Annotated in this window: 12 protein-coding genes; 10 read left to right on the top strand and 2 right to left on the bottom strand. The window is 49.3% G+C overall.

Annotated elements, in window-relative coordinates:
- The first annotated feature begins 20 nt into the window (after nt 1–20).
- The 6 genes from infB (at nt 21) to L3J94_00585 (ending at nt 7511) form a co-directional block, all read left to right on the top strand.
- A complete protein-coding gene (gene infB, locus L3J94_00610; protein MCF6217256.1) occupies nt 21–2600 on the top strand; it encodes a translation initiation factor IF-2 in 2580 nt (859 codons plus the stop codon).
- A complete protein-coding gene (gene rbfA / locus L3J94_00605; protein MCF6217255.1) occupies nt 2600–3016 on the top strand; it encodes a 30S ribosome-binding factor RbfA in 417 nt (138 codons plus the stop codon). The genes infB and rbfA overlap by 1 nt, the downstream gene beginning before the upstream one ends.
- A gap of 8 nt (nt 3017–3024) precedes the next feature.
- Nucleotides 3025–3942: a tRNA pseudouridine(55) synthase TruB gene (gene truB, locus L3J94_00600; GenBank protein ID MCF6217254.1), complete on the top strand. Its 918-nt coding sequence runs from the start codon at nt 3025–3027 to the stop codon at nt 3940–3942.
- A 67-nt stretch (nt 3943–4009) separates the two neighbouring features.
- Nucleotides 4010–4279, top strand: a complete 270-nt coding sequence (gene rpsO, locus L3J94_00595) for a 30S ribosomal protein S15 (GenBank protein MCF6217253.1) — start codon at nt 4010–4012, stop codon at nt 4277–4279.
- 39 nt (nt 4280–4318) lie between these two features.
- On the top strand, nt 4319–6406 hold the full coding sequence (pnp, locus tag L3J94_00590) for a polyribonucleotide nucleotidyltransferase (GenBank protein ID MCF6217252.1): 2088 nt from the start codon (nt 4319–4321) through the stop codon (nt 6404–6406).
- A gap of 202 nt (nt 6407–6608) precedes the next feature.
- Nucleotides 6609–7511, top strand: coding sequence for a D-hexose-6-phosphate mutarotase (locus L3J94_00585; protein MCF6217251.1), 903 nt, complete (start codon nt 6609–6611; stop codon nt 7509–7511).
- A gap of 87 nt (nt 7512–7598) precedes the next feature.
- Here L3J94_00585 and L3J94_00580 read toward each other — a convergent pair whose 3' ends face one another.
- Complete coding sequence (locus L3J94_00580; protein ID MCF6217250.1) at nt 7599–8528, bottom strand: hydrogen peroxide-inducible genes activator; 930 nt, start codon at nt 8526–8528, stop codon at nt 7599–7601.
- A 93-nt stretch (nt 8529–8621) separates the two neighbouring features.
- Between L3J94_00580 and L3J94_00575 the strand changes: the two genes are divergently transcribed.
- Entirely contained in the window at nt 8622–9635 is a 1014-nt protein-coding gene (locus L3J94_00575; GenBank protein MCF6217249.1) for a cytochrome-c peroxidase, read from the top strand.
- A gap of 213 nt (nt 9636–9848) precedes the next feature.
- On the opposite strand, the gene L3J94_00570 is transcribed toward L3J94_00575, so the two are convergent.
- Complete coding sequence (locus L3J94_00570; GenBank protein ID MCF6217248.1) at nt 9849–10271, bottom strand: hypothetical protein; 423 nt, start codon at nt 10269–10271, stop codon at nt 9849–9851.
- Between the two features lie 741 nt (nt 10272–11012).
- Between L3J94_00570 and hcp the strand changes: the two genes are divergently transcribed.
- The 3 genes from hcp (at nt 11013) to L3J94_00555 (ending at nt 14675) form a co-directional block, all read left to right on the top strand.
- Entirely contained in the window at nt 11013–12668 is a 1656-nt protein-coding gene (gene hcp, locus L3J94_00565) for a hydroxylamine reductase (protein ID MCF6217247.1), read from the top strand.
- 86 nt (nt 12669–12754) lie between these two features.
- Nucleotides 12755–13864 carry a 4Fe-4S dicluster domain-containing protein gene (locus tag L3J94_00560; GenBank protein MCF6217246.1) on the top strand — a complete coding sequence of 370 codons (1110 nt, stop codon included), beginning with the start codon at nt 12755–12757 and terminating at the stop codon, nt 13862–13864.
- Nucleotides 13854–14675 (top strand): FAD/NAD(P)-binding protein, encoded by an 822-nt coding sequence (locus L3J94_00555; GenBank protein MCF6217245.1) that lies wholly within the window; start codon nt 13854–13856, stop codon nt 14673–14675. The genes L3J94_00560 and L3J94_00555 overlap by 11 nt, the downstream gene beginning before the upstream one ends.
- The last annotated feature ends 74 nt before the right edge of the window (nt 14676–14749 follow it).

The following is a 14749-nucleotide window of genomic DNA, read 5'->3' as shown; positions in this document are numbered from 1 at the left end:
TAGCTCAAGGGGTAGGTGTTATGTCTAGCGTAACAGTCAAACAATTTGCCGAGGCAGTCGCTGTTCCGGTTGAACGATTACTTTCTCAGTTGTCAGCGGCTGGATTGTCGGCTGCGACAGCGGATGCATTGATTAGTGATGATGAGAAGGTGCTTTTGCTGGATTTTTTGCGCAAAGATGATGAAGGCGTGAAAAAAGAGGCGGATTCATCGACCAGAAAAATCACACTCAATCGAAAGTCGACCAGTGAACTTCGTCAGTCAGCCTCTCAAGGTGGCCGTTCAAAAACGGTCAGTGTTGAGGTGCGTAAAAAACGTACCTACGTTAAACGCAGTACGGCAGCAGATGAAGCACCTAGCCCGGAAGATAATTCTGTTGAGCCGGTCGTAGAGGTTGCTGCAAAGCCACCCGAGCCAGAAAAATCTGAAGAGACACTCAAGCAAGAGATGCGTGAGCGTGTCATTGAACAGGCGCGTATTACTGCGGCGGCAGAGGCCAGTAAAAAAGATAAGCTGAAAGGTCACGTCCTTGAAGAGGTGCGCCGACTTGCCGCTGAGGAGTCAACCCGTAAAAAGGCTGAGGAAGAGGCGCGCCTATTGATAGAGGCGCGTAACGCAGCTAAGACCACGGCAGCACCAGCATCAGAGAAAAAAGCAGATGACACTAACCCACGCAATAACAAGCGCAGGGGTAAGGGCGGCGATCGTGAAACTAAATATGGCCGCAAAGAGTTGCATGTTGCAAAAGGCAAGTCGGGTCGACGGGGTGGCAAGAAAGGTAAGCGCTCCCGTGTGGTTGTTGATGATAACCAAGAGCATGGCTTTACAGCGCCTACTGCACCTATCGTGCGTGAAGTGGCTGTATCGGAGACGATTACGGTTGCCGAGTTAGCCCAACGTATGGCTGTTAAGGCCGCTGACGTTATCAAGGCGATGATGAATATGGGCACCATGGTGACTATAAATCAGGTGCTTGATCAAGAGACGGCCTCTATCGTTATTGAAGAGATGGGGCACAAGGTCAAACTGATCAATGAGGATGCGATTGAAGACGAAATTGTAGGCCTGGTTGCTGAAGATAGTGGTGAGCGGGTTTCACGGCCACCGGTTGTTACCATTATGGGGCATGTTGATCACGGTAAAACATCACTGCTTGATTATATTCGAACCACTAAAGTTGCGGCGGGTGAAGCGGGTGGCATCACCCAGCACATCGGTGCATACCATGTGGATACACCGAAAGGGACTATCTCATTCCTCGATACTCCAGGGCATGCGGCGTTTACTGCAATGCGTGCTCGGGGTGCTAAAGCAACCGATATTGTTGTGCTTGTGGTTGCCGCAGATGATGGTGTGATGCCGCAAACAAAAGAGGCGATTCAGCATGCGAAAGCGGCTGGAGTGCCGCTTATTATCGCAGTTAATAAATGTGATAAGGATGAGGCAGATCCTAAGCGTGTCATGCAGGAGCTGGTAGCGGAAGAGGTTATCCCAGAAGATTGGGGTGGTGAGCATATGTTTATTCAGGTCTCTGCCAAAACCGGACAAGGTATTGATGAGCTGCTCGATAGCATTCTATTGCAGACCGAGATTCTTGAGCTCACAGCGGTTACTGATGCGCCCGCCAGAGGTGTGGTTATCGAATCCCGTCTCGATAAAGGTCGGGGGCCTGTTGCCACCATCTTGGTTCAAAACGGTACGCTGAAAAAAGGGGATATTGTACTGGCTGGCCTGGAGTATGGTCGGGTGCGCAGTATGCTTGATGAGAATGGTAAGCCAATCACTAATGCGGGGCCATCAATACCGGTTGAGATACTGGGTTTATCCGGCGTTCCTTCGGCGGGCGATGAAGCCATCGTCGTGGCTAATGAGCGTAAGGCGCGAGAAGTGGCGATGTTCCGTCAGGGCAAGTTCCGCGAAATAAAACTGGCTCGCCAACAGAAGGCGAAGCTGGAGAACATGTTCAACACCATGGCTGAAGGTGAAGTCAGCACCATGAATCTGGTCATCAAAGCAGATGTTCAAGGCTCATCTGAGGCGCTCTCCGATGCGCTGCGCAAGCTCTCAACGGATGAAGTCAGAGTTAATATCGTGGCCAGTGGTGTTGGCGGTATTACCGAATCTGATATGAATCTGGCGATGGCATCCAGTGCGGTGGTGATCGGCTTTAATGTTCGTGCCGAAATATCTGCCAAACGTTTGGCAGAAAATGAAGAGATTGAGCTGCGCTACTATAGCGTGATCTATGATGCTATCGATGAAGTACGTCATGCCATGACCGGTATGCTGGCACCCGAGTTTAAAGATGTGGTGGTGGGTATGGCAGAAGTTCGAGATGTCTTCAGTGCGCCCAAGATCGGCCTGATTGCGGGTTGTATGGTCATGGAGGGTGCCGTTAAGCGAAACAGTCCTATTCGTGTATTGCGTGATAATGTCGTCGTCTATGAGGGTGAGCTTGAATCACTGCGTCGTTTCAAAGACGATGTCAACGAAGTCAAGAGTGGCACCGAGTGCGGCATCGGCGTGAAGAACTATAATGATGTTCAAGTGGGTGATCAGATTGAAGTCTATGACCGTATAGAGGTTAAACGTACACTTTAATGGCAACGCGTAACTACAAAAGAACGGATCGTGTGGCAGATCAGATTCAGCGTGAGCTGGCTCAGTTGATTGCTCGTCAGGTAAAAGACCCGCGAGTGGGTATGGTGACGATTACCGGTGTCGATGTTACTCGTGAGTTTGATCATGCCAAGATATTTTTCACGGTTATGGATGCAGATCAAGCCACTATCAAAGAGACCTTGACCGGCTTGACCAAGGCGGCGGGCTTTCTGCGAAGAGAGTTGGGACGTGCTATTCGTTTACGAACGGTACCACAACTGCACTTTCGCTATGACAGCTCCATAGAACACGGTGCTCATCTCTCCAATTTGATAGAGCAGGCGGTTAAAAGTGATAAACGCCTTGTCGATGATGCGGCTGATGAGGTTGACTCACCCAGCAATAACAAGTTGTAGGTTGCGGGGTGGCTCGACGTAAGAGAGGTCGTGATGTCAGTGGTGTTCTTCTTTTGAATAAACCACTGGGTTATAGCTCCAACGGTATATTGCAGCGTGTAAAGCGCCTTTATAATGCCAATAAAGCGGGGCATACGGGTGCGCTTGATCCACTCGCAAGTGGCATGCTGCCGATCTGTTTTGGCGAGGCAACCAAGTTTTCAAGTTATCTTCTAAACTCTGACAAATGCTATATTGCGACCTGCAAACTGGGTATCACCACCACAACGGGTGATGCTGAGGGAGAAGTAGTTCAACAACGTCCGGTAGGCGTGTATAGTAGTGGGTTAATGGCGCGGGTAATTGAGCGTTTTAGTGGTGAAATTGAACAGATACCTCCCATGTATTCGGCTCTCAAACATAAGGGGCAGCCGCTGTACAAACTGGCGAGGCGGGGCGAAGAGGTCGAGCGTAAAGCACGTCCTATAACAATACATCGTCTGGAAATCCTGCGTCACCAAGGTGATGAGTTGGATATTCGGGTATGTAGTTCCAAGGGAACGTATATACGAACCCTTGCTGAGGATATCGGTGAGTTCCTCGGTTGTGGTGCCCATTTAACTGCCCTTCATCGCGAATGGGTGGCAGGATACGAAGATCATCCAATGGTCTCTCTTGCGCTGGTTGAGCAGCTGGCTGAGCAGGGACTGGAACAGCTGGATGAGAAATTGTTACCGATGGAGACTGCGCTGAAAGACTTTCCGCAGGTTGAGCTTGATGCCGATGCCTCATTTTACATCTGTCGCGGCCAACAGGTGTTTGTAGCGAATAGGCCCGACTGTGGTTTATTACGGCTCTATTCGCACAAAAAAGCCTTTCTGGGGTTGGGTGAAGTTCAGAGTGATGGACGCATCGCCCCGAAACGGCTTGTCAGCAGTGCTGAATAATCATCACCTGCTTAATTAATTTAAATTATTATCCCGTACCAACGGGAGATTATTAGGAGTTTTACCAATGGCATTAACTGCTCAAGATAAACAAGCTATTGTCAACGATTACAAGCGTGGCGAAAGTGATACCGGATCACCCGAAGTTCAGGTGGCACTACTGACCGCACGAATCGAAGACCTCTCGGGTCACTTTAAAGAGCACAAGCACGATCACCATTCACGCCAGGGCCTGCTGCGTTGTGTTAACCAGCGTCGCAAATTATTAAGCTACCTGAAAAACAAAGATTTGGGTCGCTACCGCGATTTGATTTCTCGTTTAGGTCTGCGTAAGTAAACCCACAATAATCTATGGCCTTATCTCAAGGAGCCTGACGTGACGACAGCAACAGTAAAAACCTTTCAGTACGGCCAGCATACTGTCAAATTGGAAACCGGTGAAATTGCCCGCCAGGCCTCAGGTGCCGTAATGATCAGCATGGGTGATACCACCTTGTTGGTGACTTGCGTTGCAAAAAAAGAGGCCGTCGCAGGACGTGACTTTTTTCCACTGACCGTTAACTATCAAGAGCGTACATACTCTGCGGGTAAGATTCCGGGTGGTTTTTTCAAGCGTGAAGGTAGGCCGACTGAGAAAGAGACACTGACCTGTCGATTGATTGATCGCCCATTACGGCCACTATTTCCTAATGGATTTATCAACGAAGTGCAAATCGTTGCCACAGTCGTCTCCCTTGACCCTGAAATTGATCCTGACATCCCCGCAATCATCGGTGCCTCGGCAGCCGTTGCACTGTCGGGTTGTCCGTTCTCCGGGGTGATAGGCGCTGCGCGTGTTGCTTATATTGATGGCGAGTACCTGCTGAACCCTGACCGCACAGTACTTGCAGGTTCTGATCTTGATCTTGTGGTGGCTGGGACAGAAAGCGCGGTGCTGATGGTCGAGTCAGAAGCGAAAGAGCTCTCTGAAGAGGTGATGCTGGGGGCTGTAGTCTACGGACACGAGCAATTGCAAACGGCAATTAAGGCAATAGATGAACTGGTTGCTGAGGTGGGTGTCACCAAGTGGGAGTGGCAAGCGCCTGTAGAAGATGCCGAATTGAAGGCGGCTGTTGCTGAGGCTGCAGAAGCTTCTGTTACTGAGGCGTATCAAATCAGCGACAAACAGGCGCGTTATGCAGCGCTTGATGAGGTTCGTTGTGAGCTGGTTGCTAAATTGGTATCTGATGAGTCTCCTTGGAGCGCAGAAGCCGTTAAGGCAGCACTGAGCAGGCTTGAAAAGTCGGTTGTGCGTACACGGATTATTGAAGGCAACCCTCGTATTGATGGTCGCGATAGCAGCTCAGTGCGCCCAATCACAGTCAGTACTGGATTGCTGCCCCGTACCCACGGCTCTTCGCTGTTTACGCGTGGTGAAACACAAGCTATTGTGGCGGTGACGTTGGGTACTGAGCGTGATGCACAGGTGATTGATGCGATTGAAGGTGAGCGTAAAGATCCCTTTATGTTGCACTACAACTTTCCGCCTTACTGTGTGGGTGAGACGGGGATGGTGGGCAGTCCGAAGCGACGTGAAATTGGCCACGGTCGTCTGGCAAAGCGCGGTGTTGCTGCAGTTATGCCGACGCTTGACGAGTTTCCCTATGTTGTTCGGGTGGTATCAGAAATAACTGAGTCAAATGGCTCCAGCTCAATGGCCTCAGTGTGTGGCTCGAGCTTGGCGCTGATGGATGCCGGTGTACCGATAAAAGCACCTGTTGCGGGTATTGCTATGGGCTTGATCAAAGAGGAGAGTGGCTTTGCAGTATTGAGCGATATTCTCGGCGATGAGGACCACCTGGGTGATATGGACTTTAAAGTGGCCGGTACAAATGATGGTGTCACTGCGCTGCAGATGGACATCAAAATCGACGGCATCACAAAGGAGATTATGGAGGCAGCTTTAGAGCAAGCCAAGGCAGGCCGTCTGTATATCCTAGGTGAAATGGCCAAGGTTATTCATGATTCCCGCAAAGATGTCTCTGACTTTGCACCTCGTATTCTGACAATAAAAGTTAACCCGGATAAGATCCGTGACATCATTGGCAAAGGTGGTGCAACGATCCGTGCGCTGACCGAAGAGACGGGTACCAGCATCGATATTTCCGATGATGGTGTGGTTAAGATCGCCTCTGTCGATGGTTTGGCGGCAAAAGAGGCAGCCAGGCGTATTGAGCAGATTACCGCCGATGTTGAAGTGGGCTCAATCTACGAAGGCACTGTATCTAAACTGATGGATTTTGGTGCTTTTGTAAATATCCTTCCGGGCAAGGATGGCCTGGTACATATCTCACAGATCTCTGTTGAGCGCGTTGAAAAGGTGAGTGACAAGTTGTCAGAGGGTGATGTCATCAAGGTGAAGGTGCTTGAAATTGACAAGCAGGGTCGCATTCGCTTGAGTATGAAAGCAATCACTGAAGGCTGATTTTAGTTTTGGTTTTTGCACAGAAGAAGGGCTTTTTAGCCCTTCTTCTGTATCTGCTGGTTGGTGTTAGTTAGGGGCTTCTTTGAGGCTCAGCTTAATTTCGAGAGGCTTATTGTTCTTTGGTAAAAACAACGAATTATGAGTTGGTATATTGCACTGTCCTTAGTGTTACCCGGTTGGATAGAGAGGCAAATCAACGGTTATGAATGTTGAACAGTTAAATGTGGACTTTGCTATTTCAGGCCAGCTTGAATTTATTCAGGGTGAGGGTGGTCTGCCTTTTATTGCCATTGATAATGGCGCCGCCTGTGCGCTTATTTCAATCTATGGCGGACAAGTGTTGCGTTTTAAGCCGGCAGGTACAACCGATGACCTACTGTTCTTGAGCGATAAAGCTCACTATGCCCAGGGTAAGGCAATTAAGGGTGGAGTGCCGATCTGTTGGCCCTGGTTTGGTGATGACCCTGAAAGTAGAGGCCGAGCAGCACACGGCTTTGCGCGCAATCGAATGTGGCGTGTTATTGAGACGTCAGGATCTGACGAGGGCGTGACCAAGGTAACACTGGGCTTTTCTGACTCGGAGGGTACGCGGGAAATTTGGCCGCACTCTTTTGAGCTTCGCCTGGAAATCAGTGTGGGCCAGTCATTGGCTTTGAACTTGGTGACGCGCAATACGGGTGATAAGCCCTTGGTGATTACCCAAGCGCTACATACTTATTTTAGTGTGGCTGATATTAATCGCGTCTCCATAACCGCGCTGGATGGGGTTGATTACCTGGATAAGGTCGATAACTTTAGCCGCAAACAGCAACGGGGCGATATCACGATCGCTGGCGAGGTGGACCGGATCTATACCGGCGTGCCCGCTGTATTGGAGATAGATGATGCGGCGCGGTCACGGGCTGTTCAAATTGAATCCACCGGTAACAAAACCTCAGTGGTGTGGAATCCGTGGAGAGAAAAGAGCGCCAATATGGCTGATCTGGATGACGAGGCCTATCAGCACTTTGTCTGTGTCGAAACGGCAAATGCAGCGGATGACCGCATCGAAATAGCTGCCGGTGAATCATATCGATTAACCGCCTATTACCGCGTCGCCGAATAGATTCCGAATCTATCGGTGCGACGCCTATTTTTTACTTTCACTGTGAAACCAACATCTGACACGCCATTTCGCATCTCTATTTGGTGATTAGGCATTGCGATGGCTTGCCTCTTCATCGCGCATGCAGTTGAGCAGTGCTTGCAAGTCCTCTTTGCGTGCGTAGGTGGGACGCCACACTAGGGCAATCTGCCGATGTGGCCCTGGTTCTGATAACGGGCGCAAGTGGATTCTGCTCTGCTCTACCAACATACTCTCTGCCGCCATATCAGGAATAAAAGTTATCCCCTGCCCCCCTGCAACCATCTCTATCATCGTGTAGAGGCTCGTGCCTTGGATGACCGCACGCTGGCGTGACGATTGCCAGTGGCAGGCGGCGAGTGCATGATCACGCAGGCAGTGCCCCTCCTCCAGTAACATGATCTCATCGGCGGGTAACTGATCAGACGACATCGCTTCGTGACTGCTCGCGAGTGGGTGATCTGGCGGGAAGGCAATGCAAAAGTTCTCTTCGCTGATAAGTTGATGCTCTAGCCCCTTCAAATTGTAGGGTAAGGCCATGATGGCGCAGTCAATCTGACCACTATTTAACCGCTCCAGCAGCGATGCACTTTGCTCCTCGATGAGCAGTAACTTCAATTTTGAAAAGTGTTTACGAATACTAGGCAACACCCTAGGCAGCAAAAAAGGGCCGATGGTTGGAATGATGCCAAGTCTCAGCTGTCCAACCAGTGTGCCCATCTCGCCTTTGGCGGTATCTACGATCTCTTTGGCTTGCTCTATTAACTGCCGCGCTTTAGGCTCCAGCTTATAGCCTAAAGGTGAGATAAGCACCTTGCGCTTATTACGTTCAAACAGCGCCCCGCCCAGCATCGCTTCCAGCTCTTGTATGCCGGAGCTTAAGGTAGATTGAGTGACAAAGCAGCGCTCCGCCGCATGGCCAAAATGCTTTAACTCAATAACGGCAAGAAAATATTGCAGTTGGCGCATGGAGGGTAAGTTAATAATCGAAATTTCCAATCACAGTTAGTTAATTAATTCATTGGATCTACTTTATCGATTTTTCTAGACTAGCTCCAGTTTAATTACCTTTCACCACACAAGGAACAATTCATGAAAAAATCTATCTTTGCCCTCGCTATGCTGGCTGCCGGTTCAGTCCATGCCCTAGAGGTGATACCGAGTGTAGTACAGGTGCCTGCTGATAACCCAATGAGCATGGCGAAAGTTGAGCTGGGAAAACAGCTGTATTTTGATCCACGCCTCTCAATAGATGGCACAGTATCGTGCAACTCTTGCCATAACGTCATGGCGGGCGGTGCGGATGATCGTCCAACCTCTGTTGGTGTCAATGGCCAGCGGGGTGGTCGTAATGCACCCACCGTTTGGAATGCTGCTCTATTGAGTGTCCAGTTCTGGGATGGCCGCGCAGCAACTCTGGAAGATCAGGCGAAGGGGCCACCGCTGAATCCAATCGAAATGGGTATGCCATCTGAGCAGGCCGTTGAAGAGCGCCTCAGCAGCATTCCGGGCTACAAAATTCAGTTTGAAGCGGTTTTTGGTGAGGTCTCCTACGATAATATGGCAAAAGCCATTGCGGCCTATGAACGCACCCTGATTACAATCAACAGCCCTTTTGACCGTCACATGAATGGCGATAAAATGGCAATGAGTGAGCAAGCAATTAAGGGCATGCAGCGCTTTGAGGAGCTAGGCTGTGTGAGCTGTCACTCAGGCATTAACTTTGCGGGCCCTCAAATGACTCTAGGCGAAGGCTTTTATCAGAAGTTCCCGCTCTTTGAAAATGACGACATCGCTAAATATAATCTGGATGAAGATAAGGGGCGCTACGAAGTCACAAAGGATGCCGCTGATATGAATAGCTGGCGTGTGCCTTCGCTACGAAATATTGCGGTTACAGCGCCCTATTTCCATAATGGTGCGGTAAAAACCCTGCATGAAAGTGTGCGTATCATGGCGGTCTCTCAGCTGGGTGTGGAGTTGAAGGAGAGCGAAGTTGATGAGATTGTTGCCTTCTTAAGCAGTCTGACAGGCGAGTTTCCTGAGCAGACCATGCCCAGGTTGCCCGGGATTGCAGGCGAGAGCTTGGTGGGTAGCATAAAGTAATCCACCTGCTTCCATCAAAACCCGCCTTGGGTGCCTGCGGCGCTTAGGGCGGACTGACTGTGAAAGTTCATTTAGGTACGTTTTTATCGGGTTTTTAGCGTCATCAATCTTCAAGAGAAGATGAGGAGTGATAGCGCGTTGCTTCGCCAAATGAACAGGGAAAAAGGTTGAAGTGATACTTGTCCTTTTCCTTGGCTGCCCGATTAGACATTTTTATCCTTTATACACTAGATGTTTTATTGCGCTACGCTTACCTGCAATATGTAAATTTAGATACAATCTTTTGCCAGTTAAAGCTTGACCCCACTCAAAATAATCTTGACCACTAAAGTTTAGGGTTTTACTTGAATGAGCTGATATGAAAATATCTCTTGTGTTTTCTGCTGGGTTTTCGTTTCGATATGGAATCCATTTCAGACTTTTGCGCTCACAAAATAAAAGCTCCCAATAAGTTAATGTCATCGGTTTGTCAGATAGGTTTCTTATAATGATGTCATTCCCATCGGGGCCACTGCTAAATCCATAACTAACCTCAATTCGGCTTCGGCTTGACCATAGCTCCCACATCTTTACAAGGGCTAGAGCAGTAGATAATCCTGCTCCCCATAATGCAAGAACTTCTTTACTGATTTCCATGATGCCCCTTCTTCAGATGCCTAACGCCTTGCTCAGCGGCAACTTAAAGGGGTGCGTTTTTGCGAATGCAAAAAAGTGCCGCTTTAAATTGTCCTCTGGGACTAGCCAGCATGGGCGAGCTAATAAGGTGAAAGTCCTCTGTAGCAGGATTACCGTCGAGCACCGTGCTGTTAGTAGACGATAACCACTAGCGAATGGCAAGGGCCAAGCCGCGAGGGGTGGTCTGAAGGGCTGATAGTTTGCTCCTGCAATATCTGCATTTCCACCCTCCATGACGGTCAATCGATAGCGCCAGCAGGGTAGCTCTGTGGATAATTAAGCAAGAGTCAGCAACTGGCCAAACGCTCATTGTAATGATTGGAGCACGGTGAAGGCTCGGATCTGAAGATCAGTAGCCGGTATTGGGGTAAGCCGAAGCTAGTCGGTCAGCTTGCTTTAAAACACCTTCGGAAACCGCCCCGTGCGGAACCGCATGCAGGGTGCTGTGGGGGCTTGACGGTATGGGGTCAGGTTGACACATAGGGCAGGGGCCGCATTGGCGGCTTGTGATGCTCTATTTTAGGGTTAGGGATTGATTTTTTCTTTACAAACCTCACCAAGGCATGCTTATATCTCTGAACTTAAGGCACTAGCGCATGCTTTTGGGTGTTGACTGTGGTGGTGCTAGATATAACACGTATGCTTAACAGAGTCTTTCTGTCTTGCTGTCTCTTAAAGTAATATTGAAGTGGAGAATGCTTAATGTTTTGTAATCAATGTGAACAAACAACTCGAACCCCTATGGGCGCTGGCTGTACAGTTGAAGGGGTTTGCGGTAAAACCGAAAAAACGGCTTATCTGCAAGACTTAATCGTTTATGCGGCAAAGGCAATTGGTCAATACGCAACACGGGCGCGTAAGCTGGGTGTGGTTGATGACAAGGTTGATCGCTTTGTGGCTTCTTTTTTATTCACAACCCTTACCAATGTTAATTTTGACGATGATGCTTTGGCTGCACTGCTTAAAGAGTCTGCGGTCATGCGTGACAGTATTCGTCAGCAGTATGAAGATGCTTGCCGCAGCGCAGGCATACAGCCAGAGACTTTAACCGGCCCTGCGGTATGGCGACCTACTGCGACAGTGGCTGAGCTTGTTCGCCAAGGCGGGCAGGTTGCACAAATGTTTAGTCGCACGCATACCAATGAAGATATCGCAGGCCTGGTTCAGCTGGCGACCTACGGTCTTAAGGGCTATGCCGCCTACGCCACTCATGCTCAAGGGCTAGGTCAAACGGATGAAGCGGTTTACGCCACGCTGCATGAAAGCTTGGACGCTTTGTGTAACTCGTCCCCTACTGCTGATGAGCTGCTAGCGCTAAACTTAAAAATAGGCGAAATGAACTTTAAAGTAATGGAGCTGCTTGATACGGGTCATACCACTAACTTTGGTCACCCGGAGCCAACTCAGGTACGTGTTAGCCCTGTAAAAGGCAAAGCCATTTTAATCAGTGGCCATGACATGATGGATTTAGAGGCGCTATTAAAAGCGACACAAGGCAAGGGTCTCAACATTTATACCCACGGTGAAATGTTACCAGGGCACGCCTACCCCGAGCTGAAAAAGTATCCCCACCTAGTGGCAAACTACGGCGGCGCTTGGCAGGACCAGCAAGAAGAATTTGCTAAATTCCCCGGCCCTATCCTAATGACGAGCAACTGTATTATTGAGCCAAAAGAGAGTTACAAACCACGTATCTTTACCACAGGGCCGGTTGGCTGGCCTGGGCTTGCTCATATTGAAAACCATGACTTCTCTGCGCTGATTAATGCGGCACTTTCTTCAGCGGGTTTTGCGGAAGATGCGGCTGAAGAGACCATTACTATCGGCTTTGCCCACAATGCCGTACTCGGTGTGGCAGATAAAGTCATTGATGCGGTTAAAGCCGGCGAGATTAAACACTTTTATTTAGTCGGTGGTTGTGATGGTGCAAAAACAGGACGTGACTATTACACTGAATTTGTTGAAAAAGCGCCAAATGATACCGTTATTTTAACCCTTGGCTGTGCAAAGTATCGCTTTAATCGTCAAGAGCTGGGCGATATTGGTGGCATCCCTCGTCTGCTTGATCTTGGCCAGTGCAACGATGCTTATTCAGCCGTAAAAATTGCCTTAGCCTTAGCCGATGCCTTTGAGTGCGAGGTTAACGACTTGCCGCTTTCTTTAATCATCTCTTGGTTTGAGCAAAAAGCAGTGGTCATTCTGTTAACCCTACTGCACCTCGGATTAAAAAATGTGCGCTTGGGGCCCAGCTTACCCGCGTTCATCACGCCCAACGTATTGAATATATTGGTTGATGCCTATCAAATTAAGCCCATTACCACAGCCGAAGAAGATTTGGCTGCGATTGCTGCGGCTTAAATAAAAGGAGATTTGAGGGGAGGCTGGCCATGCTTTGCATGTTTGGTTTCCCTTTTTTTATTTACCTCTCTTTTTAGGAAAATACCATGTCTTATTATTTCCTTGCCCATAAGCGCTTTCAAAGCCTGATAGATGTGCTGACAAAGCAGGGCTACGCTTGTATTGGGCCACGAGTACAAAATGGCGGCATCATGCTTGCGCCCTTAAACCACGCCACTGAGCTGCCGTGGGGGGTGCAAGATGAGCAAGGTCCCGCCCACTACCGCTTGCTCGAGGGAGACAAAAAACGTGCTTTTGCTTGGAGTAATAGTCCATCTTCCTTAAAGCCTTTTTTGTTTAAGCAGCAAGAAACCCTATGGCACGCCAGCCGAGATGAAGAAGGGCGTTATAAATTTGACCCTGTTATTGAAAGCCAGCGCCAAGCACTCATTGGTATTCGCCCCTGTGATTTGGCGGCAATGGCGATACAGGATAAGGTCTTTCTCGAAGGGCCATATATTGACACTCGTTACCAAGCGCGTCGTCAATCTTTATTTACCGTTGTTGTCAATTGCACCCACCCTGCAGACACGTGCTTTTGTCATGCCCAAGGCTGCGGCCCCAAGGCCAATAAAGCCTACGATCTTGCCATGAGCGAAACAGATGACGGGCTCGTTATGGAAGCAGGCAGCCCCGCTGGAGAAGAGGTGCTTTGCCTGCTGAATTTACCCATCGCAGCAGCCGAAACCGTTGAGCAAGCAGCACAAGAAATTGCCGCTGCGGCACAGCGTCAAACCCGCACCACTCCCCCACTTTCTTCTATGAAGGCGCAATTTTTAGCCGAAGGAAAAGAGGCGCAATGGCAGGCGGTGAGTGACCCTTGCACCAGTTGTGGCAGCTGTACCCAAGTTTGTCCCAGCTGTTTTTGCCATAAAGAGACCCTATTTCCTTCAATGGATGGCGTCGGGGGTGAAAAAGTACGGGAGTGGGATTCTTGCCACGGTGAGGCTCACAGCTACCTTAATCATGGCGCAATACGTAAAGAAAAACATCAACGCTATCGCCAATGGCTTAGCCACAAATTTGTTTCTTGGCATGAACAATTTGGTGAATCAGGTTGTGTTGGCTGTGGGCGTTGTATTAGTTGGTGCCCACAGGGTATTGATGTAACCGCCAGCATAGCAACGGTGATGGAGGTTAAAGATAATGATGGATAGCTATACGCCACGCTCGGTAAAAGTGCTTGAGCGATTTCAAGAAACGGCTAACACCGTCACCCTTAGGCTAGGCTTTACAGCCACGGTGCAGGCGAGTGATTATGCTTTTAAACCTGGGCAATTCAACATGCTTTGCTGCGATGAGGGTGAGATACCGATTTCGATAGCGGGCGCGTCTGAGCAAGGCTACTTTGAACACACCATTAGCATATTAGGCCGTGTTAGCCAGCACTTAAGCCTTGCTCAGCAGGGGGACTACCTTGCGTTGCGCGGCCCCTTTGGTCAGGGCTGGCCGCTGGATAAAAGCGCTGATTTGCTCATCATAACCGGTGGCATTGGTGCGGCACCGCTACTGCCTCTGGTCAATCACTATCTATCTAACCCACATTGGCAAGGGCATTTATATTTACTACATGGCATTCGGGATGAGGAGAACTTCTTGTTTCGTAAGCAGTTCGAAGCATGGCAAGGTTCGGATAAAGCAACGGTGCTACTGAGTGCCAACAGAGCCACCGATACTTGGCAAGGAGAAGAAGGCCTAGTGACAGAGCGGATTAATGATTTACCACACCTTGATTTTAAAAAGTTAACGATGCTCAGTTGCGGCCCGGAAGTGATGATGAAGGATGCAATTAAGCGCTTAGAAGAAAAAGGCTTACAAGATGAAAATATCTATATCAGCCTAGAGCGCAATATGCACTGTGGTATAGGTCACTGTGGCCACTGCCAGATTGGCGGCCAATTTGTCTGCAAAAATGGCCCTGTCTTTGCCTACCCCAAGCTTAAGAGATCATTGCAGCTTGGTTTATAACGCTGATCAGTATCCCTCGGAGTCAATGCCAGTGAGTTAAGCCTTAAGCTATTCAGTTGGAGGCCTTTGCACCA

This window comes from Gammaproteobacteria bacterium, from assembly GCA_021647245.1.
Lineage (GTDB): Bacteria > Pseudomonadota > Gammaproteobacteria > RBG-16-57-12 > RBG-16-57-12 > JAFLJP01.
This window is presented reverse-complemented; position numbering and strand designations above follow the sequence as displayed.

Excerpts from the sequence above, each read along its gene's own strand:
- rpsO (MCF6217253.1), top strand. The coding sequence starts at position 4,010 with ATGGCATTAACTGCTCAAGATAAACAAGCTATTGTCAACGATTACAAG.
- L3J94_00575 (MCF6217249.1), top strand. The coding sequence starts at position 8,622 with ATGAAAAAATCTATCTTTGCCCTCGCTATGCTGGCTGCCGGTTCAGTC.
- hcp (MCF6217247.1), top strand. The coding sequence starts at position 11,013 with ATGTTTTGTAATCAATGTGAACAAACAACTCGAACCCCTATGGGCGCT.
- L3J94_00560 (MCF6217246.1), top strand. The coding sequence starts at position 12,755 with ATGTCTTATTATTTCCTTGCCCATAAGCGCTTTCAAAGCCTGATAGAT.
- rbfA (MCF6217255.1), top strand. The coding sequence starts at position 2,600 with ATGGCAACGCGTAACTACAAAAGAACGGATCGTGTGGCAGATCAGATT.
- infB (MCF6217256.1), top strand. The coding sequence starts at position 21 with ATGTCTAGCGTAACAGTCAAACAATTTGCCGAGGCAGTCGCTGTTCCG.
- L3J94_00570 (MCF6217248.1), bottom strand. The coding sequence starts at position 10,271 with ATGGAAATCAGTAAAGAAGTTCTTGCATTATGGGGAGCAGGATTATCT.
- L3J94_00585 (MCF6217251.1), top strand. The coding sequence starts at position 6,609 with ATGAATGTTGAACAGTTAAATGTGGACTTTGCTATTTCAGGCCAGCTT.
- L3J94_00555 (MCF6217245.1), top strand. The coding sequence starts at position 13,854 with ATGATGGATAGCTATACGCCACGCTCGGTAAAAGTGCTTGAGCGATTT.